Here is a 20675-nt window from a genome sequence, read left to right on the forward strand (position 1 = left end):
GAGGAACGGTCGTTCTCCGTCGATGTGACCTACACTAGAGAACGGTCGTTCCCGGCGCGGGTCGAGAACGGTGAACACGCAGCGAACGAGGTCCGCCCATGGCAGCCAGCACCCTCCCGACCGTCGACCCCGACGTCCGGGCACACATCGTCGACGTCGCCGACCAGCTCTTCTACGCCCGCGGCATCCAGGCCGTCGGCATGGACGAGATCCGCACCGGCGCCGGGGTGTCGCTGAAGAAGCTCTACGCCGCGTTCCCCGGCAAGGAGCAGCTGATCGCGGCGGTCCTCGCCGGACGCCACGACATCTGGGAACTCGGCGTGCACGGTGCGGTCGACAGCGCCGCGACCCCGCGGGACAAGCTGCTCGCGGTCTACGACTTCCTCGAGTCGTGGTTCGGCGACGACACCTTCCGCGGCTGCGGCTTCATCAACGCCTTCGGGGAACTCGGGGCCACCTCCCCCGCCGTCGCCGAGATCGCGCGTGCCCACAAGGACTCGTTCCAGCGCTTCGTGCAGGACCTCGCGGCGTCGGTCGTCGCGGATCCCACCACTGCCGAGGAACTCGCCGCGCAGCTCGCCCTCCTCGCCGAGGGCGCGCAGACCACGGCCGCCATCGCCGGCTCGTCGACGCCGGCGCGGCACGCGCGGCGCGCGGCCGAGACGCTGATCGACGCAGCGACGCGCTGAGCGCGAGCCCTGCAGTTCCGGGCCAGGCCCTTCCGGGCGTACCGGGTCGAATCGCGCGTACCTGATCGATAATTTCGACCAGGTACGCCCGTTCCCGCTTTCCAGTCCAGTCGCTGTGGGAAGGAACGCACCCAGCGGCCCGACGGGAGGCGCGGGTCGGGCCCGCACCGCGCCTCCCGCCCCACAGCGACCAGGGTCCGTAGGGTGGAGCGATGGCAACCCCGTTCGATGGACCGAGCACTCTTCCCTACTCCCTCCCGCCGTTCCGTGAGGTACGGCTCGAGCACCACCGCCCCGCGTTCGACGCCGGCATGGCCGAGCAGCGCACCGAGGTCGAGGCCATCGCCTCCTCCCCCGACGAGCCGACGTTCGAGAACACCCTCGTGGCGCTCGAGCGCACCGGGCAGCTGCTCGCCCGCGTCAGCCACGTGTTCTTCACCCTGTCGTCGGCGGACTCGACGCCGGAGCTGCACGACCTCGAGGCCGAGGTCTCCCCGCTCCTCGCCGCGCACCGTGACGCGATCACGCTCGACAGCCGCCTGTACGCACGGGTCGCAGCGGTCCGTGCGTCACTCGCCGACCGGACGGACCTCACCGACGAGGACCGTCGACTGGTCGAGCGGACGTACACCGAGATGACCCTGGCCGGCGCCGGGCTGGACGACGCGGGCAAGGAACGCCTCACCGCGATCAACCAGGAGCTTTCGACGCTCACCACGACCTTCGAGCGGAACCTGCTCGAGGACACCAACGACCTCGCCGTGCACGTGTCCGACGAGGCGGAACTGGCCGGCCTCGACGACGGCGCGAAGTCCGCCGCCGCCGCAGCCGCAGCGGACCGTGGGCTCGACGGCTGGCTCATCACGCTGCCGCTCTACACGGGGCACCCGTGGCTGGCGTCCCTGACAGACCGCGGCCTGCGCGCGCGGATCATGGAGGCCTCGCTCGTTCGTGGCCGTCGAGGCAACGAACACGACAACCGCGACGTCCTCCTGCGCATCGTCCGGCTCCGGGCCGAGCGGGCCGAGCTCCTCGGCTTCCCGAACCACGCCGCCGTGGTCACCGCCGACGAGACCGCGGGCACGCCCGAGGCGGTCGACGGACTGCTGTCGTCCCTCGTCGGCGCGGCCGCGCGCAACGCGGACGACGAACGAGCGGTCCGCGCCCGGGTGCTCGGGCACGAGGTCGAGTCGTGGGACTGGGCGTACGCGACCGAGCTCCTGCGCGGCGAGCAGTTCGCGGCGGACAGCTCGGCGCTCCGCCCGTACTTCGAGGCCGACCGGGTCCTGCACGACGGCGTCTTCCACGCGGCCGGCGAGCTCTACGGCCTCACCTTCACCGAACGTCCCGACCTGCACGGGTACAACGACGAGGTCCGGGTGTTCGAGGTGCGCGGGTCCGACGGCGAGGAGGTCGGGCTCTACCTGCTCGACCTGTACACGCGGGACGGCAAGCGCGGCGGAGCGTGGATGAACCCGGTCGTCGAGCAGTCCGCGCTGCTCGGCACGCTGCCCGTCGTCGTGAACAACCTCAACGTCGCGAAGCCCGCAGCCGGATCGCCGACGCTCCTCATCCAGGACGAGGTCGAGACGCTCTTCCACGAGTTCGGGCACGCGCTGCACGGCCTCATCGCCCGCACGACCTACCCGCGCTTCTCCGGAACCAACGTCGAGCGGGACTTCGTCGAGTTCCCGTCGCAGGTGAACGAGATGTGGATGTCGTGGCCGTCCGTCCTGGCGAACTACGCCAAGCACCACGAGACCGGGGCACCCCTGCCGCCGGAGCTCGTCCTCGGGCTGAGCGACTCCGCCGGGTTCAACGAGGGGTTCGCGACGACCGAGTACCTCGCGGCGGCGCTGCTCGACCAGGCGTGGCACCGGCTCTCGGCAGCCTCAGCCGCTGCGGTGACCTCGGTCGAGGACTTCGAGCGCCAGGCCCTCTCGGACGCGGGCATCGCCGTCGAGGCCGTGCCGCCGCGGTACTCGTCGACGTACTTCGCGCACACGTTCGCGGGCGGGTACGACGCCGGGTACTACGGGTACATCTGGTCCGAGGTGCTCGACGCCGACACGGTCGAGTGGTTCCGCGAGAACGGCGGGCTGGACCGTGCAGCCGGTCGACGCTTCGCGGAACGGCTGCTCGGCGTGGGCGGGGCGAAGGACCCGCTCGAGGCGTACCGGGACTTCCGCGGGCGTGACGCCGAGGTCGGGCCGCTGCTGCGGCGCCGCGGGCTCGAGTAGGCGACCGGGCGGTTCCGGGCGTACAGCGTCGAATCGGGCGTACCTGGTCGGGAATTCCGTCCAGGTACGCCCGATCTCACCTTCCATCGCAGCCGTCATGGGAAGAACCAGACGTCGATCCGCGGGGCGCGGCGACCGCCCGCCGCCCGCCCACGACGAAGCCCCGCACCGATCCGGTGCGGGGCTTCGTCGCGAGCTGCGGGCTGCGGGCTACGCGGACTTCTCGACGCGCTTCGCCCGGGGCCGCGGCACGATCGTCGGCGCAGCGTTCTCGAGCACCGACTCGCGGGTGATCACGACCCGTGCGACGTCGTCGTCGGACGGCACGTCGAACATCACCGGGCCGAGCACCTCTTCGAGGATCGCCCGGAGCCCACGAGCACCCGTCTGCCGCAGTACCGCGAGGTCGGCGATCGCCTCGAGCGCACCACGGTCGAACTCGAGCTCGACGCCGTCGATCTGGAACATCCGCTGGTACTGCTTCACGAGCGCGTTCTTCGGCTCGGTGAGGATCTGCATCAGCGCGGACTGGTCGAGCTGCGACACCGTGGTCACGACGGGGAGACGCCCGATGAACTCCGGGATGAGCCCGAACTTGTGCAGGTCTTCCGGCAGGACGTCGGCGTAGAGGTCCTGCTGGTCGAGCGGGCTGTGCAAGGGCGCACCGAAGCCGATCCCCCGCTTGCCCACGCGCGACGACACGATGTCCTCGAGCCCGGCGAACGCCCCCGCCACGATGAACAGCACGTTCGTCGTGTCGATCTGGATGAACTCCTGGTGCGGGTGCTTCCGACCGCCCTGCGGCGGGACCGAGGCGACCGTGCCCTCGAGGATCTTGAGCAGCGCCTGCTGCACGCCTTCACCGGAGACGTCGCGCGTGATCGAGGGGTTCTCGGCCTTCCGCGCGATCTTGTCGACCTCGTCGATGTAGATGATGCCGGTCTCGGCACGCTTCACGTCGTAGTCGGCTGCCTGGATGAGCTTCAGCAGGATGTTCTCAACGTCCTCGCCGACGTACCCGGCCTCGGTCAGGGCAGTGGCGTCCGCGACCGCGAAGGGGACGTTGAGCCGCTTCGCCAGGGTCTGCGCGAGGTAGGTCTTGCCGCAGCCGGTCGGCCCGATCAGCAGGATGTTCGACTTCGCGATCTCGATGTCGTCGCGGTCTTCCGCTGCGGTGATCTGCCCCTGCGCGCGGATGCGCTTGTAGTGGTTGTAGACGGCCACGGCCAGGGAGCGCTTCGCCGGGTCCTGCCCGATGACGTACTCCTGCAGGAAGTCGAAGATCTCGCGCGGCTTGGGGAGCTCGAAGTCACCGCTGGCGGTGTCCTCGCCGGCTTCGGCCAGTCGCTCCTCGATGATCTCGTTGCACAGCTCGACGCACTCGTCGCAGATGTACACGCCGGGACCGGCGATCAGCTGCTGGACCTGCTTCTGGCTCTTGCCGCAGAAGGAGCACTTGAGCAGGTCAGCGCTCTCTCCGATGCGTGCCATGTCGGTGCCCTCCCTGGTTGACCGATGCAGGTCGACGACCTGCCCGACTCGTACCGAGCCTAATCGCAACCGGTGACACCGACGGCGACGCCAGGCCGGTTTCCTCCGGCGCGTTCGCCCAGGGCGTTCGATCCTGCTAGCGTGTCCACGACTTCTCTACAAGTTGTAGAACCCGCAGTCCCGGAAGGAACCCCATGTCCAAGCGCCTCGCCGTCGTCGGCACCGCGACCCTCGGCGTCACCGCTGCGATCGTCCTCGGCACCGCGGGTGTCGCCAGCGCCCACGTCTCGGCGACGGCCACCTCGACCGCGGCGAACTCGTACACGACGACCACCTTCTCGCTCCCGCACGGCTGCGACGGCTCCCCCACGACGAAGATCACGTTCGAGGTGCCGAAGTCCATCATCGAGGTCACGCCCACCGTGAACCCGAACTGGACCATCACGAAGGCGACGGCGCCGTACACGAGCGCGTCGGCCGCCGCGGACGACGAGTCCGCCGAGGACGCCGGCGAACGCGTCACGAGCGTCACCTACACGGCGAAGACCCCGCTCCCCGCCGACGAGCGCGACACGTTCTCGCTGTCCTTCTCGCTGCCGGACGGCAAGGCCGGCGACCTCGTCGAGTTCCCGGCGGTGCAGACCTGCGAGAAGGGCTCGGTGAACTGGGACCAGGAGCAGAAGGCCGGCCAGGCCGAGCCGGAGCACCCGGCGCCCTCGATCACCCTGACCGCGGCCACCGCCACGGACGACGACGGCGACCCCGTCGCGGCCACCCCGACGGCGGCGGCAGCGGCCTCGACCACCCCCGCCGACCCCGACCTCGTCGGTCGGTTCCTCGGCCTCGGCGGCCTCGTCCTCGGTGCGGTCGCCCTGGTCGTCGCCGTCGCGAACACCCGCCGCCGGAGCGCCTCCAAGTGACGGACGGCGACACGTCGACGAAGCGGGGCACCTCGACGGAGCACGACACGTCGACGGAGCGGGACACGTCGACGAGACGGTCGCCGCGCCTCCGGCGGGTCTGGAGGCGCGGTGCCGGCATCGCCGCCACCCTCGCCGTCGTGGGCGGTGCGGTCCTCGGCCTCGCCGCCCCCGCCAGCGCGCACAACTACATGATCGCCTCGACCCCGAAGGTCGACGGCACCCTCACGGCGCTGCCGAAGGCCTTCGAGATCACGACGAACGACAAGCTGCTCGACATCGACGACACGAACTCCGGCTTCGCATACCGGATCGTCGGTCCCGACGGGAAGTACTACGAGGACGGCTGCCTCGCCGTCGACGGCCCGTCGATGACCACGACGGCCGCGCTCGGCGCCTCGGGCGAGTACACCGTCGAGTGGCAGATCGTCTCCGCCGACGGTCACACCGTCTCCGACGAGTACCGGTTCCGGTGGGACGCCCCCGCCGGGTTCGAACCCGCGACGGGATCCGTGAAGCCGCCCGTCTGCGCGACCGCCGGCAGCACGGCGAGCACCCCCGCCGACACCACGGGCACGGCCTCCGGCAGCACCGACTCCGCCGCGTCCGACGCGCTCTGGATCGGCGCCGGCGGCATCGTCCTCGTCGGCCTCGTCGTCGCGCTCCTGCTGCTCGTGCGTCGCCGACCCGCCCCCGCGGCCGACGACGACCCCGCCGAGAACTGACGCCGACCCACCGGACCCGCACCGCGCCTCCAGGACCCGCGACCCGGACCGGCCCCGGCGACGCACGAAGGCCCCGCACCGAACGGTGCGGGGCCTTCGTGGTGCGGTGCTACTTGACGAGCGCCGGCAGGTTCTTGCGGCTCGTGAGGACCTGGTCGATCAGGCCGTACTCGAGCGCCTCCTCGGCGGACATGATCTTGTCGCGCTCGATGTCGTTGTTGACCTCGGCCGCCGTCTTGTTCGAGTGCTTCGACAGGGTCTCCTCGAGCCAGGTGCGCATGCGGAGGATCTCCGCCGCCTGGATCTCGATGTCGGAGGCCTGGCCGCCGCCCTGCTGGACCGCCGGCTGGTGGATGAGCACGCGGGCGTTCGGGAGCGCCAGACGCTTGCCGGGGGTGCCGGCAGCGAGGAGCACGGACGCCGCCGATGCAGCCTGGCCGAGGCAGACCGTCTGGATCTGCGGACGGATGTACTGCATCGTGTCGTAGATCGCCGTCATCGCGGTGAACGAGCCACCGGGCGAGTTGATGTACATCACGATGTCGCGGTCCGGGTCCATCGACTCGAGCACGAGCAGCTGGGCCATGACGTCGTCGGCCGACGCGTCGTCGACCTGGACGCCGAGGAACACGATGCGGTCCTCGAACAGCTTCGCGTACGGGTCCTGCCGCTTGTAGCCGTAGGCCGTGCGCTCTTCGAAGCTCGGCAGGATGTACCGATCAGTGGGGGCCGGGACGTTCTGCGCGCCACCGAGCATGGGGAGATGCATTCTCGTTTCCTTTTCTTCGGTGGGTGGGATCAGGACTGGGCGTCGGGCTCGGCCGCGTCGGTCGGGGTCTCGCCGTCGCCGACGGTGCCACCGCCGCCGATGACCTCGGTCGACGATGCACGGAGGTGGTCGACGAAGCCGTACTCGAGGGCTTCCTGCGCCGTGAACCAGTTGTCGCGGTCGTTGTCCTTGAGGATCTGCTCGATCGACTTGCCGGTCTGCTCCGCCGTGAGCTCGGCCATCCGCTGCTTCATGTCGAGGATGACCTTCGCCTGCGTCTGGATGTCGGCGGCGGTGCCACCGAACCCACCCGACGGCTGGTGCAGGAGCACGCGCGCGTTCGGGGTGATGTAGCGCTTGCCCGGGGTGCCCGACGAGAGCAGGAACTGCCCCATCGAGGCGGCCAGGCCGATGCCCACCGTGACTATGTCGTTCGGCACGAACTGCATCGTGTCGTAGATCGCCATGCCGGCGGTGATCGAACCACCGGGCGAGTTGATGTAGAGGTAGATGTCCTTCTCAGGGTCCTCGGCGGCGAGCATCAGCAGCTTGGCTGCGATCTCGTTCGAGTTGTCGTCGCGGACCTCGGAGCCGAGCCACACGATCCGGTCTCTCAGAAGGCGGTCAAAAACACTGGGGTTCAGTGTCGCTTCGGCCATGGAAAAGCTCCCGTTCAGTTGTCGCTTGTTGTCGAACTTATCGGGTGCAACGCACCACTTCTCGTCTGTTCGCTGTCGGCAATGCGGTGGTGCCGAAATACGGGACGGGAGGCGCGGTGCCAGCTGGCACCGCGCCTCCCGTCCGTCGTTCCGGTGGCGTCGAGATCGTTACTCGGCGTCCTCCGCAGGCGTCTGCGCGACCCCCGCCGTGAAGGCGGAGAGGTCGACGTCGTCACCGTTGGTGTCCTTGACGGTCACCTTCGAGAGGACGGTCGCGACGGCCTTCGAGCGCGCGACCTCGCCGACCATGCCCGGGATCTGCCCGTTCTGGTCGATGACCTTGATGAACTCGCCCGGCTCCATGCCGTACTGCGCGGCGGCCTGGATGAGGTACTGCGTGAGTTCCTCCTGGGAGACCTGGATCTCCTCCTTCTCGGCGATCGAGTCGAGGAGGATCTGCGAGCGGAAGGCCTTCTCGCTGGACTCGGAGACCTCCTTGCGGTGCTCGTCGTCCTCGAGGCGGTTCTCCTGCTCGAGGTGACGGTGCACCTCGTCCTCGATGAGCTGCTCCGAGATCGGGATGTCGACGTCCTCGATGAGCTTCTCGACGAGCTTGTCGCGAGCCGCGGCGCCCTGACCGAAGGTCTTGGACTTCGCGATCTGCTCCTTGAGGTCCGCCTTGAGCTCGTCGATCGTGTCGAACTGGCTGGCGATCTGGGCGAACTCGTCGTCGGCCTCGGGGAGCTCGCGCTCCTTGACGGCGGTGACGGTCACGGCGATCTGGGCGGTCTCGCCCTCGCGGTCGCCACCGACGAGCTTGGACTCGAAGGTGGTGGACTCGCCGGCGGTCAGGGACTCGAGCGCCTCGTCGATGCCCTCGAGCAGGTCGCCCGAGCCGATCTCGTAGGAGACGCCGGTGGCCGAGTCGACCTCGTCGTCACCGATCGTGGCGGTGAGGTCGATCTGGGCGAAGTCGCCGGTCGTGGCCGGGCGGTCGACGGTCACGAGGGTGCCGAAGCGGGTGCGCAGGTTCTGCAGCTCCTCTTCGATCTCGTCGTCGGAGACCTCGACAGCGTCGACGGTCAGCTCGTACTTGTCGTACTCCGGCAGGTCGAACTCGGGACGCACGTCCACCTCGAAGGTGAGGACGAGGTCGCCCGTGAAGTCCTTCACGTTCGGGAGCTCGGCGACGTCGGCCTCGGCGCGACCGAGGATGCGCAGCTCCTGCTCCTCCACCGCCTGGCGGTAGAAGTTGTCGATGGCGTCACCGACGGCGTGGTTCAGGACCTCGCCGCGGCCGACACGCTGGTCGACGATCGCCGGCGGGACCTTGCCCTTGCGGAAGCCGGGGATGTTGATCTGCTCGGCGATGTGCTTGTACGCGTGGTCGATGCTCGGCTTGAGATCTTCCGGCGTCACGTTCACGGTGAGCTTGACGCGGGTGTCGCTCACCTTGTCGACGGTGCTGGTGGCCAAGGGGAGTACTCCTGTTGGTTGACGTTCGTGTGGTCGGTGTTCTGGTGGACCTGGTCGGGGCGACAGGATTTGAACCTGCGACCTCCCGCTCCCAAAGCGGGCGCTCTACCAAGCTGAGCTACGCCCCGTTCGACTGGGCCAGGGGTGTCCGCTCACGCCGGCAGGCGCATGCGACGCCGATGAGTCTAGCGGTCCCCGGGTGCGCGGTTCCCGGAAGGCTCGGAGTCGTCTCCGGAGTCGTCGTGCGCGCGCCGGCGCAGGCCCGCCCGCCACCGGACGCCGACCACGACCTGGACGCCGAGCGCGGCGACCGCGAGCACGATGCCGACGACGATGCGCCAGCCGTGCAGGAGCGCGTGCGCGGGCTGGGTCTGCGGGTCCCCGAACAGCTCCGGGCGCAGCGAGAACGCCGTCGCCGCGAGGACGACCAGCACGTACGAGAGGACCCGTGACCGCTTGATCCGCCGGGCATCCCGATCGCTCGGCGGGAGCACGACCCGGGACGGCACGGTGCGTGGTGGCATGTCGGTGCTCGTTCGTCCGCTACGATGGTCGGGCTGCGCCTGGTGCGCGGGCGCGGGGATGTAGCTCAATGGTAGAGCCCCAGTCTTCCAAACTGGCCACGCGGGTTCGATTCCCGTCATCCCCTCCACTCCTCCGGTTGCGTCTCCGCAGTCGCGCCTCCCGGCTGCCGTGCGCGCACGGTGCTGGCTTGCCCAAGCGGTGCCGGGCTGCTCGCTCGGTGCGAGCTTGTAGCGCCGCACCGAGCGACCAACCCCGCACCGGCCGGACGAGTCCGCACGGTGCCGGCCCGCCCGCCGGGCGCGCGCACGGGGCTGTCTTGCGCGCCCGGTGCCGGGCTGCACGCTCGGTGCGAGCTTGTGGCGCCGCACCCAGCGACCAACCCTGCACCGGCTGGACGAGTCCGCACGGTGCCGGGTTCCGAGTCGGGCGCGTGCACGGTGCCGGCTTGTGCGAGCGGTGCCGGGCTGCTCGCTCGGTGCGAGCTTGTAGCGCCGCACCCAGCGGCCAACCCCGCACCGACTGGCGGAGTCCGCACGGTGCCGGGTTCCGCGGCGGGCGCGCGCACGGTGCTGTCTTGCTCACCGGGCGGCGGGCTGCACGCTCGGTGCGAGCTTGCGGCCCCGCACTCAGCGGCCAACCCCGCACCGACTGGCGGAGTCCGCACGGTGCACAACGAGCACGGAGCACCGGTTGACCGTAGGACCGCAAAGAAAACTTTGCGAAGAAGTGTTTGCAAACGGGTCTTTGCGGTGTACGGTCATGCCATGACCGACGAGACCCGCATCCTCGACGTCGCCGCACTCAAGGCGTTGGCGCACCCGCTCCGGGCGCGGCTGCTCGACCTGCTCTCCCAGCAGGGCCCGTCGACCGCGACCTCGCTCGGCGCGAAGTTGGGCGAGTCGAGTGGATCGACGAGCTACCACCTCCGGCAGCTCGAACGGCACGGGTTCGTGCACGAGCTCCCCGACCGGGGCAACGCCCGCGAACGCTGGTGGGAGCGCACCGCCGGACGCATCAGCATCGGCGACCCCGACGAGGGTCCGGCGCCCTCCCCCGCACACCAGACCGCGACGCAGCTCGCGAGCCTGGCGGTCATGGAGGCCGAAAACGACCTGGTCCGTGACTGGACCACCCGCGATCCCGAGTCCGTCCCCGCCGACTGGCGCGGCGTCTCGGGGTCGTCGACCTACGTGGCGCTCACCGCCGACGAGTACAGCGCGATGTGGCGCGAGTTCGAGAGCGTCATCGAGCGGTACCGAGCCATCCGCGGGCAGGTCGCCGACCTCCCCGAGGGCGTCCGACGCGTGTTCGCCCAGGTCCGCAGCGTCCCGATCATCGACGAGGAGCCGACACCGTGACCACCTACCAGCCCCGTACGCTCCCGGTCCCGCCGATCTCGCCGGTCGAGGTCCTGACGAACCGGCTCGGTCTGGCGCTCGTGCGCTGGAGCCTCCGGCACGCCGAGCGCCGCGCACTCCGAGCGGTCACCGCCCGCGAACGTGCCCATCGCCGCGCGGTCGGCGGACACGCTCCGGCGATCACGAGCACGACGACCGACCTCGTCGCGGCGGAACTCCGACGGCGCTGGTGACCGGAGTGCGCGCGATGTCCGCGCACACGACGTCCGTCCGCCGGGCTCAGGGGCCGCCGAGCTCGAGGGTGAGCACGAGTTCGTCGCCCAGCTCGACTCCCGCACGCTTCCGTTCCGCCGCGCGCAACGGCACGAGGTACCCGCTGTCCTTCGGGAACAGCGAGGTCGTCCAGGTCACCGACCCGATCGTCACGCGCGCCGGGATCACACCCCAGCCGTAGGTGAGCATCGGCGCGAGCTCGTGGATGACCTCGGCGGCGTCCGGAGGCACGACCGCGTAGAAGTAGGGCGCCGGGCCGCGCCACTCGATCACCTCGCCGCTGAACTCGAGCTCCACGTCGCGATCGTACGGCGCGCCGCACGCGGACGGGTGGGGTCGGCCGCGTTCGTGACCGTTCCGGTTCATGATCCCCGGGTTCCGCGAACCAGAACGGTCAGCGCGCACGCACGAAACCTGCTCCGGCCAGCGGGCGCGTGAGACCTGCTCCGGCCAGCGGGCGCGTGAGACCTGCTCCGGCCAGCAGGCGCACGGAACCTGCTCCGGCAACGAAGCGCGCGGGACCCGCTCCGGCAACGAAGCGCGCGGAACCTGCTCCGGCAACGAAGCGCGCGGAACCTGCTCCGGCAACGAGGCGCGCGACGGGACGGGTGCGCCCCGCGCCTCCTGGCCGGAGCCGAGGAGACGCGGGGCGCGAGTCGCCGCACCGGACGCGACGTCAGTGGTACGTGGCGGCCTGCCCGTAGAGCACCTTCGTCATCGACGACACGTACGGCGAGACGTCACCGTCCGGCAGGTTGTACGTCATGAAGACGCCGTACCCGTCGGCCTTGGTGCGCTGCGCGAGCGAGACGGCCGTGGACTGCGGGGTGTTCTGGACGTCGACCGCGGCGGCCGACAGACGCGACTTGTCGAGCCCCGGGATCGACGGCGCCGAGTAGGTGCCGTAATACGGGTTCCAGGCGTAGTCGAGCTTCGAGCCGATGGTGCTGCTCGACGAGGACAGCGCCGAGGACGCCGGGCCGATGTCGTAGAACGAGATGAGCTTGCCCGGCATGTCGGCACGGAGCGCGCTGATGAGCCAGCCGATCGACTGCTGGTTCGGCTGCGGGGTGCCGTTCGTGCCGTAGTCGGAGTACTCGTCGTCGAGGTCGACGCCGTCGAGCCCGTACTTCGACACGGTGGCGGAGACCTGGGCGGCGAAGTCCTCGGCGGCTGCCTGGGTCGGGAAGTTGGCGATCCCGGCTCCCTGGTGGTTGCCGAGGATCGACAGCGAGACCTTGATGCCCTTCGCCTGCAGCGGCCTGATCTGCGTGGCCGCGTCGTCGAGCGTCGCCTGCACGTTCTCGTTGTTGTACAGGACGGCCTTCGAGCCGTTCCAGTTGATGTTCGCCGCGAAGATGATCGCGACGTCGAACGCGTTCGCGCCGTTCGCCAACTGGTAGCGACCGACGTTGGCGAGCTGGTCGTTGTTGACCTCGACGTAGGCGATGCTCGTCGGCCCGGACTTCGTCGGGGTGGCGTGCGGCTGCGCGCCGTGGCCGACCCCGTGGTATGCCCCGACGCCGTGTGCGAGGCCGGTGGGCGACGGTGCGGCGGACGCTGCCGCCGGCACAAGCGGTGCGACCACCATCGCGGCGATCGCCGCCACGATCCCGAACTGCATGGACTTCTTCATGGCACTCCTCTTCGAGTGATGAACCGGCCGGCGGTCGCCGACCGGGGCCGGCGCCGGGACACCCGAAGTCCCGGCGCCGGGGTCTCAGCCGCGCACGCGCGGGAACCGGAAGGTGCGCACCTCGTAGGCGTCGACGGCGAACGAGGACGCGTCGACGGGGTCCGAGGACGCGGCGACGGGGTCCGAGGACGCGGCGACGGGGTCCGAGGACGCGGCGACGGGGTCCGAGGCCGCGGCGCCTGCCGCCGACAGCGGCTCCTCGAGCAGCGTGACCTCGGCGCCGGGCCCGAAGGCGTTGCCGTCGCCCTCGGCCACCGCGATGCCGCCGCTCCCCCGGCGCCCCGACGGCTCGTACACCCGCACGACCAGGTCGCCGGAGCGGTCGTCGGCGAGCTTCACGCTCGACAGCACGACGCCCCCGGACACCCGCACGAGCGGCGCGAAGCCGTGCGCGCCCGTGACCGTCCGCACGGGGGCGTTCATGACCACACCCGCCGAGGTCGCGCCGAGCTGATCGGTCCCGACGACGATGCCGTACCGGTGGGTCTGCACGCCCTGGTCCGTCTCGGGGTCGGGGAACCGCGGTGCCCGCAGCAGCGAGAGCCGCACGGTGGCGGTGACGTGCCCGTCGACCGCGTCGCGGGTGGTGTCGAACCCGTGGATCGAGTCGTTCACGAGCGCGACGCCGAAGCCGGGCTCGGCGACCAGGACGTAGCGGTGCATCGAGGTCTCGAACTTCGCGGCCTCCCACGAGGTGTTCGTGTGCGTCACCCGCTTCTGCGCCCCGAACTGCGTCTCGGCGACGGTGTGCTCGGCACGGACGTCGAGCGGGAACGCCACCTTGAGGAACTTCTCGGTCTCGTGCCAGTCGGTCGTCTGGTCGAACTCGAGGGTGCGGGAGCCGGGCGCGAGCAGGATCTCCTGGCGCACGGTCGAGTCGCCGAAGGCCCGCTCGACGACGACACGGGCGACGCCGTCCGTCCCGACCGAGGCGTCGAGCGACGACACCGTGACGAGGTCCTCGACCCGGTTGCGGTAGTAGCGGTCGACGTCCCACGCGTCCCACATGTTCGGGAAGTCCTGGTGGAGCTGCAGCAGGTTCGCGGCCTGACCGGGGGCGATCGCCTCGCGCCCGCTCGCCAGGTCGACCGCGCTCGTCACGAGGCCCTGCGGGTCGACGACGACCCGGACGAGGTCGTTGGCGAGCACGTACCCGCCGTCCTGCTCGGTCAGTGCCACCGCGGACGGCTCCGCCAGGTCGGTCGCCAGGACCGCGCCCTGCGCGGGTGCACCGGCCTGGAGGAACGGGGCGGGGTTCACGACGACGGCCGCCGCTCCGACACCGGCGAGCGCCGCGAGCGCCCGGTCGATGATCGCGGTCAGCGCACGGGCCGTCTCGGCGTACTTCGCGACCGCCTCACGGTGCACCCAGGCGATCGAGGTGCCCGGCAGGATGTCGTGGAACTGCTGCAGGAGGACCTGCTGCCAGAGGGCGTCGAGTTCGTCGTACGGGTACGCGAAGTCGGTGCGGGCGGCGGCGGTCGACGCCCAGAGCTCGGCCTCGAGGAGGAGCTGCTCCGACCGGCGGTTGCCCTGCTTGGTCTGGTGCTGGCTGGTGAGCGTGGCACGGTGCAGCTCGAGGTACAGCTCCCCCACCCACACGGGCGGGTCGGGCAGCTCGGCCTTCGCGCGGTCGAAGAACGTGTCCGGGTGCTCCCAGCGGACCTTGGCGCTGCCCTCGAGGTCCGCGAGGCGCTTCGCCGTGCCGGTCATCTCGCGGGTGGTGCCGCCGCCGCCGTCTCCCCAACCGACCGGCGCGATCGACCCGGTCGCCAGACGGTTCTCGCGGAACTGCCGGGAGGCCTTGGCGACCTCGCTGCCGGACAGACGCGAGTTGTAGGTGTCCATCGACGGGAAGTGCGAGAAGACCCGCGAGCCGTCGATGCCCTCCCAGAGGAACGTGTGGTGCGGGAACCTGTTGACCTGGTTCCACGAGATCTTCTGCGTGAAGAACCACTCGAAGCCCGCGCGGCGCATGAGCTGCGGCAGGGCGGGCGAGTACCCGAAGCTGTCGGGCAGCCAGACGCCCTTCGGACGGATGCCGAACTCGCGCTCGAAGAAGCGCTGCCCCTGCGAGAACTGGCGGACGATGCTCTCGCCGGTCGGCATCACGGTGTCGGACTCCACCCACATGCCGCCGATCGGCAGGAAGCGCCCGGCCTCGACGGCGGCCGTGACCCGGGCGTAGACCTCGGGCCGGTGCTCCTTGATCCACGCGTACTGCTGCGCGCTCGACATGCCGTACAGGAAGTCGTCGGTCTGGTCGATGAGCTCGGTCATCGTCGAGGTGGTGCGGGCGACCTTGCGGATCGTCTCGCGGACCGGCCAGAGCCAGGCGGAGTCGATGTGCGCGTGCCCGACGGCGGAGATCGTGTGTGCCGACGCCTCGGCCGGTGCGGCGAGGACCTCGGCGAGCGCCGCACGCGCGTCACCGGCGGTGGCGGCGATGTGCTGCAGGTCGAGTCGGTCGAGCGCGTCGTCGAGCGCCTGCAGGATCCGCATGCGTCGCGGCCCCTCGGGCAGCTCGGCCTGCAGTTCGAGCAGGACGTCGATGTCGAGCGCGAGTTCGTGCACCTCGGACTCGAAGACGGCGAGGTCCATCCGGCGCGACGTGTAGAGGCGCGCCGACGACGAGGTCTGGACGTCGCCCTCCTGCGTCGGGAGGAAGGGGTGGTAGTCGAGCAGGACGGGGTTGGACGCCGCCTCGACGAAGAGCTCGACGGTCTCGCCGCCGACGGCCGCTTCCGTGATGAGCACCCACTGGTTCCGGGGGTTGATCGACTTCACGGGGGTGCCGTCCGCCCGGTAGACGAGGCCCTCGCACTGGAACCCCGGCATGTTCTTGTCGAAGCCGAGGTCGACGACCGCCTCGACGCGCTTCCCGGCCCACTCGTCCGGCACGGTCCCGGTCAGCCGGAACCAGGTCGTCCCCCACGCGGCGCCCCAGGTCGTGCCCACCTCGTACGGCGAGTAGTCGAGCGCCAGGCCCGACGCCGACGGGATCGGCTCGCCCGGCAGCTCGTGCCACGCGGTGTCGAGCGGCGTCGCGGTGGCGTGCACCGCCGGCAGGATGCGCTCGTCGAGGACGCGTCGCGCTCGGCCGGTGGTGAGGGGGATGTCGTCGTGCATGGGGGCCTTCCTGGTGGGAGGGCCGGCGTCGGTGCCGGCGGGTCGGACGGTGGTGCGGGTCGTGCGAGGTCGTGCGGGTCGTGCGGGGTGGTGGTCGGCTCAGGCCATCGTCGCGGGGTGGGCGACCGACAGGAGCGCGGTGGCGGCGCCCTCGGGCACGTCGACGCACCGGGTGATGCCCCGCGCGGCGAGCAGCGCGTCGTCGTGGAGTCGCGAGCGCAGGACCACCTGGGGCCCGCGTCCGTCGGCGGCGGCGGAGGCGAGGTCGAGCCAGGCCGCGGCGAACCGGCCGCCCGGCGCGCAGTCGGCCCGGAGCCCGCTGCGTACGGTGCCGTCGGCCAGCACGTCGTCGAACACGAGCGCGGTGGCCGGCGGTGGTGCGGACACGGCACCGGTCGTGTCGGCCCGGCCGCGGGTGCCGTGCTCGTGGGCGAGGGCGGCGAACGCCTCGCCGGCGGGCTTCAGCCGACCGTCGTTCGTGAACAGGCCGAGGTCGTACTCGAGCTCCGGGAAGTCCGCGAGGGACCGGGAGACGTCGTGCGAACACCACCAGGTGACGCCGAGGACGTCCTGCGCGTCGAGCACGTGCCGGATCGTCTGCTCGGTGAACGACGCGGCGTCGGCGGGGTCGACGACGTTCGTCGGGGCGCCCACCTCCTGGAGCCAGTTCGGCCGCCCGGCATCGTGGTTCCAGGCCGCGGCGAGCTGCACCAGGTACTCCCCGTGCCGGACCGATCCGGCACCGAGCGCCCCGTGCAGCGCCGCCGAGCCGTTGAACACCCACGAGTGCGTGACGGTCGCGTCGCCGTGGTCGGCCGCGTGTTCGGGGCCGAACGGCTGGGCGTCGTCGTACCAGGCCGCGTCGTACTGCGCGACGGTGACCAGCGGCCGTGGACGCGACCCCGTGCCGGGGCGTGCCGACGGCGCCGAGCCGAGCCGCGCCTCCAGGTCGACGCCGGACGCCAGCCCGGCCCGCGCCGCCGCGACCATCGTCGCCGCCCAGGCGTGCCCCTGCTCCGCGGTGATGTCGTGCGGCGTCGGGTGCGGCGCGTGTGCGAACTGGTTCACCTCGTTGCCGATGGTGATGCCGAGCAGGTTCGGCTTGTCGGCGACGGCCGCGGCGAGCGCCTCGACGTAGGTGGCCGTCGACGTGACGACCGCGGGGTCGGTGAACATGTTGCGGCGGTGCCAGCTCTCGAGCCACGCGGGCACGAAGTCGAAGCTCGACAGGTGCCCCTGCAGCGCGTCGACGTTGACGTCGAGGCCGAACGATCCCGCGATGTCGACCACGGTCGCGACGTCCGCGAGTGCCTGGCGCCGGATGAGCGTCCGGTTCGGCTGGACGACGGGCCAGAGCGGGAAGATCCGCACGTGGTCCGCGCCGAGCGACGCGATCTGCTCCATGTCCCTGGCCGTGTCCGACGGCGAGAAGTCGAGCCACGAGTGGAACCAGCCGACCGAGGGGGTGTGGTTGACGCCGAAGCGCATCAGCCCTTCACCCCGCCCTCTTCGACGCCCTTGAAGAAGAAGCGCTGCAGGATCGAGAAGATCACCGCGATCGGGATGAACGCGATCATCGTGCCGGCGGCGATCATGCGCTGGTCGGTCGCGAAGGTGCCCTGCAGGTACTGCAGCCCGACCGTCAGGGTCAGCTTGTCCGGCGACTGCAGCACGATGAGCGGCCAGAGGAAGTCGTCCCACGCCCCGATGAACGAGAAGATCGCGATGACGGCGATGGTCCCCTGCACGGCGGGCAGCGAGATGTACCGGAGCCGCTGCAGGGCGTTCGCACCGTCCATCACCGCGGCCTGGTCGATCTCCTCGGGGATCTGCCGGAACGCGTTGAACATCAGCAGGACGTTGAGCGCGGCGATCATGCCCGGGAGCGCGACGCCGACGAGGGAGTCGGCGAGCCCGAGGTCCTTCACGGTGACGAACTGGGAGATGATCGTCGCCTCGCCGGGCAGCACGAGGGTCGCGAGGAAGAGCCCGAGCACGGCCTTGCGGAAACGCCACTGCAGGCGCGCGAGCGCGAACCCCGCGAGGGTGGCGAACACGATGTTGCCGAGCACGTCGATCGCCGCGACGACGAGCGAGTTGCCGATGTACCCGAAGACGGGGATCGCCTCGCCGACCCGCAGGTAGTTGCCGAAGGTCGGCTGCGTGGGGATGAACGACGGGTTCGCCGTGTAGATGTCCTCCCCCGTGCCCTTGAGCGAGGTCGACAGCTGCCAGAGGAACGGCCCGATCGTGATGAAGAGCACCACGACGAGCAGGACGTAGCGGAGGACCTTCTCGCGGGTGGACATGACGCCCCACGCGGCGCGGCGCCGCTTGCGTCCGGTGCGTCCGTCGCGTTCGTTGCGTCCGTTCGGCCGGGAGGCGCGAGTCCGGCCGGTCGCGCCGGTCACGTCCGGCGCGGGTGCGGCCGCGCCGGCGGCGCCCCCGAGGACGGGTTCGGTGGTCGAGGTCGTGTTGGTCACTTCTCCGCCTTGCTGTTCATCCGGGCGAGGGCGAGCATCGGGATGAGCGTCACGACGAAGAGCAGGAGGCTCAGGGCGGACGCGTAGCCGAGGTTGCCGGTGAAGCCGCGGGCGTACTGCTGGATGAGCATGACGAGCGAGTTGTCCTGCCCGCCGGGGCCACCCGTGCCGTTGGTGAGGATGTAGAGCTCGCTGAACACCCGGAGCGCGCTCACGCACACGAGGATGCCGACGAGGGTCATGGTCCCCCGGACACCCGGCATGGTCACCGACCAGAACCGCCGGACGGACCCGGCGCCGTCGAGCGCGGCCGCTTCGTGCAGGTCCTTCCCGACGTTCCCGAGGGCCGCGAGGAAGATGATCATGTAGTAGCCGAGGCCCTTCCAGACCGTCAGGCTGATCGCGCTGAAGACGAGCAGCCACCGGTCGGTCAGGAACGGGATCGACTGCTGCACGATCCCGAGGTGCTGCGCCATCTCGTTGATGACCCCGCGGTCGTCGAGGATCCAGTTCCAGATGAGCCCGACGACGACCGCGCTGGCGATCACCGGCGTGTAGTACGCGGTCCGGAAGAACGCGATGCCGGGGAGCTTCCGTTCGACGAGCACCGCCATGAGGAGCGGCAGGACCGTCAGGAGCGGCAGGCACACCGCCATGTAGATGACGCTGTTGAGGAGCGCCTCCCAGACCTGCGGGTCGGCGAGGAGCGTCTCGAAGTTCTTGAGGCCCACCCACTGGCTCACGCCCCCGAGCGGGCTGGCGTTCGTGAACGACAGCCGGACGGTGTTGATCGACGGCCAGAGGCTGAACGCGAGCAACCAGACGAGCGCCGGCAGGACGAGCAGCCAGGGCGTGAACCAGCGGTTGGCGCGCATCAGCTGTTCGCCAGCAGGCTGTTCATCTTGGTCTGCGCGGTCTGCAGCGCCTGCTCGGGCGTCGTGCCGCCCTTCATCGCCAGCGCGATCTGCTGGTCGAGGAAGTCGGTCATCGCGGAGTTCGCCTCGACCGGGTTGAGGTTCTTCGCCGTCTTCAGGGCGTCGTTGGCGAGCACGCGGGCCTTGGCCTCGACCGTGCCGTCGTCCTTCGAGAAGTACGGGTCGGACTGCGACGAGGTGGTCGACGGGAAGATGTTCACCAGGTGGGCGAAGGCCTCCTGGTTCTTCGCGTTCGTCATGAACGCGGCGAGCGCCTCGGCCGTGGCGACGTGCTTGCTCTTGGCGCTGACGCTGAGGCCCTGGACGTACAGCGGCGGGTTGTCGAGGGCCGGGGAGACCACGATGTTGCCCTTGAGCGACGGGTTGTTCTTCTCGAAGTCGCTGATCGCCGTGGCGCCACCGGTGGTCCAGGCGACCTTGCCCTGCGTGAACAGCGTGGAGTTGCCGAGGTAGTCGGTGTTGAGCACCGACGAGGGCATGAGGCCCTCCTTGTAGGCCTTGGCGTACTTCGCGATGAGGTCGGCTGCCTTCGACGAGTTCGCGAAGGTGAACTTCGTGCCCTGGTCGTTGATGATCTTGACGCCGGCGAGGGAGAAGTCGGACAGGCCGGGCTTGCGGCTCATCAGGTAGTCGTCCGGGCACTTCTGGTGCATGGTCTCGGCCTGCGCGAACAGCTCGTCGGTCGTCTTCGGCGGGTTCGCCGGGTCGAGGCCGCACTGCTCGAACATCGACTTGTTCCAGTAGTCGACGTCCGTGTTGAGGTACCAGGGGTAGCCGAAGGTGCCGTCGACGCCCTTGTAGTTGTAGGCGGCGAGCGCGCCCTTCACGTAGGTGCTCGAGAGCTTCGAGTCGTCCTTCGCCACGTCCTGCAGGAACCCGCGCTTGGCGAGGGGCAGGGCGATGTCCGGCGGCAGGTTGATGACGTCCGGCAGGGAGTTCGACGAGGCCTGGCTGAGGACCTTGTCGGCGTAGCCGTCGCCGGGCTGGTCGACGAGCTTGACCTTGGCGTCCGGGTACTGCTTCTCGAAGTCCTTGATCACGCCGTTGAGGTAGTCGGTGTACGTGGGCGTCAGTGCCCAGGTCTGCAGGGTGATCGACCCGTCGATCTTCCCGCTGCCGCTGCCGCTGTCGGCGCCGCTGCCGCTCGAGCAGGCGGTCAGCGCAAGCGCCGTGACGGCCGCTCCGGCGAGCAGCGCCACGGCGCGTCCCGTGGTCCTGCGTGTGGTCTTCTTCATCGCTCGTGACTCCTTTGTCGTGCTGCGGATGCTGCTGAACCGGTTCAGTTGGATGTGGCGAACCGTTCGGTG

General features: G+C 70.2%; 18 protein-coding genes and 2 tRNA genes. 7 read left to right on the forward strand and 13 right to left on the reverse strand.

The window, feature by feature from the left end; all coding sequences use genetic code 11:
• Nucleotides 1-98: 98 nt before the first annotated feature.
• Together ACIQUC_RS05320 and ACIQUC_RS05325 are read left to right on the forward strand one after the other, a co-directional pair.
• On the forward strand, nt 99-689 hold the full coding sequence (locus ACIQUC_RS05320; protein WP_402264113.1) for a TetR/AcrR family transcriptional regulator: 591 nt from the start codon (nt 99-101) through the stop codon (nt 687-689).
• 212 nt (nt 690-901) lie between these two features.
• Nucleotides 902-2929 (forward strand): M3 family metallopeptidase, encoded by a 2028-nt coding sequence (locus ACIQUC_RS05325; RefSeq protein ID WP_402264115.1) that lies wholly within the window; start codon nt 902-904, stop codon nt 2927-2929.
• Between the two features lie 210 nt (nt 2930-3139).
• On the opposite strand, the gene clpX is transcribed toward ACIQUC_RS05325, so the two are convergent.
• Nucleotides 3140-4420, reverse strand: a complete 1281-nt coding sequence (gene clpX / locus ACIQUC_RS05330; RefSeq protein WP_022907244.1) for an ATP-dependent Clp protease ATP-binding subunit ClpX — start codon at nt 4418-4420, stop codon at nt 3140-3142.
• A gap of 194 nt (nt 4421-4614) precedes the next feature.
• On the opposite strand from clpX, the gene ACIQUC_RS05335 reads away from it, so the two are divergent.
• Nucleotides 4615-5340, forward strand: a complete 726-nt coding sequence (locus ACIQUC_RS05335; protein ID WP_402264118.1) for a YcnI family protein — start codon at nt 4615-4617, stop codon at nt 5338-5340.
• Nucleotides 5337-6065, forward strand: coding sequence for a copper resistance protein CopC (locus ACIQUC_RS05340; protein ID WP_402264122.1), 729 nt, complete (start codon nt 5337-5339; stop codon nt 6063-6065). The genes ACIQUC_RS05335 and ACIQUC_RS05340 overlap by 4 nt, the downstream gene beginning before the upstream one ends.
• A 109-nt stretch (nt 6066-6174) precedes the next feature.
• On the opposite strand, the gene ACIQUC_RS05345 is transcribed toward ACIQUC_RS05340, so the two are convergent.
• The 5 genes from ACIQUC_RS05345 to ACIQUC_RS05365 form a co-directional block, all read right to left on the reverse strand.
• Nucleotides 6175-6834, reverse strand: coding sequence for an ATP-dependent Clp protease proteolytic subunit (locus ACIQUC_RS05345; RefSeq protein WP_031262502.1), 660 nt, complete (start codon nt 6832-6834; stop codon nt 6175-6177).
• A gap of 29 nt (nt 6835-6863) precedes the next feature.
• Nucleotides 6864-7493: an ATP-dependent Clp protease proteolytic subunit gene (locus ACIQUC_RS05350; protein WP_070416573.1), complete on the reverse strand. Its 630-nt coding sequence runs from the start codon at nt 7491-7493 to the stop codon at nt 6864-6866.
• 168 nt (nt 7494-7661) lie between these two features.
• The gene (gene tig, locus ACIQUC_RS05355) at nt 7662-8969 is read right to left on the reverse strand and encodes a trigger factor (protein WP_402264125.1); all 1308 of its coding nucleotides are present in this window, start codon (nt 8967-8969) and stop codon (nt 7662-7664) included.
• A gap of 51 nt (nt 8970-9020) precedes the next feature.
• Nucleotides 9021-9097, reverse strand: a tRNA-Pro gene (locus ACIQUC_RS05360).
• Between the two features lie 57 nt (nt 9098-9154).
• Nucleotides 9155-9493, reverse strand: coding sequence for a hypothetical protein (locus tag ACIQUC_RS05365; protein ID WP_402264127.1), 339 nt, complete (start codon nt 9491-9493; stop codon nt 9155-9157).
• A gap of 54 nt (nt 9494-9547) precedes the next feature.
• Here ACIQUC_RS05365 and ACIQUC_RS05370 point away from each other — a divergent pair.
• The 3 genes from ACIQUC_RS05370 to ACIQUC_RS05380 all read left to right on the forward strand — a co-directional run bounded on the left by ACIQUC_RS05370 (nt 9548) and on the right by ACIQUC_RS05380 (nt 11085).
• Nucleotides 9548-9621, forward strand: a tRNA-Gly gene (locus tag ACIQUC_RS05370).
• A 637-nt stretch (nt 9622-10258) separates the two neighbouring features.
• Nucleotides 10259-10852 carry an ArsR/SmtB family transcription factor gene (locus tag ACIQUC_RS05375; RefSeq protein WP_402264130.1) on the forward strand — a complete coding sequence of 198 codons (594 nt, stop codon included), beginning with the start codon at nt 10259-10261 and terminating at the stop codon, nt 10850-10852.
• Nucleotides 10849-11085, forward strand: coding sequence for a hypothetical protein (locus ACIQUC_RS05380; protein WP_022907485.1), 237 nt, complete (start codon nt 10849-10851; stop codon nt 11083-11085). Before ACIQUC_RS05375 ends, ACIQUC_RS05380 begins: the two co-directional genes overlap by 4 nt.
• Before the next feature lie 46 nt (nt 11086-11131).
• Here ACIQUC_RS05380 and ACIQUC_RS05385 read toward each other — a convergent pair whose 3' ends face one another.
• From ACIQUC_RS05385 to ACIQUC_RS05415, 7 genes are all read right to left on the reverse strand, one after another.
• A complete protein-coding gene (locus tag ACIQUC_RS05385) occupies nt 11132-11422 on the reverse strand; it encodes a DUF1905 domain-containing protein (protein ID WP_402264133.1) in 291 nt (96 codons plus the stop codon).
• Nucleotides 11423-11801: 379 nt separating this feature from the next.
• Nucleotides 11802-12761: an endo-beta-N-acetylglucosaminidase H gene (locus tag ACIQUC_RS05390; protein ID WP_402264136.1), complete on the reverse strand. Its 960-nt coding sequence runs from the start codon at nt 12759-12761 to the stop codon at nt 11802-11804.
• A gap of 84 nt (nt 12762-12845) precedes the next feature.
• Nucleotides 12846-15950: an alpha-mannosidase gene (locus ACIQUC_RS05395; RefSeq protein ID WP_402264139.1), complete on the reverse strand. Its 3105-nt coding sequence runs from the start codon at nt 15948-15950 to the stop codon at nt 12846-12848.
• A gap of 99 nt (nt 15951-16049) precedes the next feature.
• Nucleotides 16050-17438 (reverse strand): glycosyl hydrolase, encoded by a 1389-nt coding sequence (locus ACIQUC_RS05400; RefSeq protein ID WP_402264142.1) that lies wholly within the window; start codon nt 17436-17438, stop codon nt 16050-16052.
• The gene (locus ACIQUC_RS05405) at nt 17438-18433 is read right to left on the reverse strand and encodes a carbohydrate ABC transporter permease (protein WP_022907481.1); all 996 of its coding nucleotides are present in this window, start codon (nt 18431-18433) and stop codon (nt 17438-17440) included. The genes ACIQUC_RS05400 and ACIQUC_RS05405 overlap by 1 nt, the downstream gene beginning before the upstream one ends.
• Entirely contained in the window at nt 18430-19308 is an 879-nt protein-coding gene (locus ACIQUC_RS05410) for a carbohydrate ABC transporter permease (protein ID WP_022907480.1), read from the reverse strand. The genes ACIQUC_RS05405 and ACIQUC_RS05410 overlap by 4 nt, the downstream gene beginning before the upstream one ends.
• Nucleotides 19308-20603 carry a sugar ABC transporter substrate-binding protein gene (locus ACIQUC_RS05415; RefSeq protein WP_042723887.1) on the reverse strand — a complete coding sequence of 432 codons (1296 nt, stop codon included), beginning with the start codon at nt 20601-20603 and terminating at the stop codon, nt 19308-19310. The genes ACIQUC_RS05410 and ACIQUC_RS05415 overlap by 1 nt, the downstream gene beginning before the upstream one ends.
• Nucleotides 20604-20675 lie beyond the last annotated feature (72 nt).

It is taken from the genome of Curtobacterium sp. NPDC098951, from assembly GCF_044759965.1.
GTDB lineage: Bacteria > Actinomycetota > Actinomycetes > Actinomycetales > Microbacteriaceae > Curtobacterium.

What these genes read in the sequence shown, in the direction of transcription:
- ACIQUC_RS05320 (WP_402264113.1), top strand. Translation starts at nt 99, where the DNA reads ATGGCAGCCAGCACCCTCCCGACCGTCGACCCCGACGTCCGGGCACAC.
- ACIQUC_RS05325 (WP_402264115.1), top strand. Translation starts at nt 902, where the DNA reads ATGGCAACCCCGTTCGATGGACCGAGCACTCTTCCCTACTCCCTCCCG.
- clpX (WP_022907244.1), bottom strand. Translation starts at nt 4,420, where the DNA reads ATGGCACGCATCGGAGAGAGCGCTGACCTGCTCAAGTGCTCCTTCTGC.
- ACIQUC_RS05335 (WP_402264118.1), top strand. Translation starts at nt 4,615, where the DNA reads ATGTCCAAGCGCCTCGCCGTCGTCGGCACCGCGACCCTCGGCGTCACC.
- ACIQUC_RS05345 (WP_031262502.1), bottom strand. Translation starts at nt 6,834, where the DNA reads ATGCATCTCCCCATGCTCGGTGGCGCGCAGAACGTCCCGGCCCCCACT.
- ACIQUC_RS05350 (WP_070416573.1), bottom strand. Translation starts at nt 7,493, where the DNA reads ATGGCCGAAGCGACACTGAACCCCAGTGTTTTTGACCGCCTTCTGAGA.
- ACIQUC_RS05365 (WP_402264127.1), bottom strand. Translation starts at nt 9,493, where the DNA reads ATGCCACCACGCACCGTGCCGTCCCGGGTCGTGCTCCCGCCGAGCGAT.
- ACIQUC_RS05375 (WP_402264130.1), top strand. Translation starts at nt 10,259, where the DNA reads ATGACCGACGAGACCCGCATCCTCGACGTCGCCGCACTCAAGGCGTTG.
- ACIQUC_RS05390 (WP_402264136.1), bottom strand. Translation starts at nt 12,761, where the DNA reads ATGAAGAAGTCCATGCAGTTCGGGATCGTGGCGGCGATCGCCGCGATG.
- ACIQUC_RS05395 (WP_402264139.1), bottom strand. Translation starts at nt 15,950, where the DNA reads ATGCACGACGACATCCCCCTCACCACCGGCCGAGCGCGACGCGTCCTC.
- ACIQUC_RS05400 (WP_402264142.1), bottom strand. Translation starts at nt 17,438, where the DNA reads ATGCGCTTCGGCGTCAACCACACCCCCTCGGTCGGCTGGTTCCACTCG.
- ACIQUC_RS05410 (WP_022907480.1), bottom strand. Translation starts at nt 19,308, where the DNA reads ATGCGCGCCAACCGCTGGTTCACGCCCTGGCTGCTCGTCCTGCCGGCG.
- ACIQUC_RS05415 (WP_042723887.1), bottom strand. Translation starts at nt 20,603, where the DNA reads ATGAAGAAGACCACACGCAGGACCACGGGACGCGCCGTGGCGCTGCTC.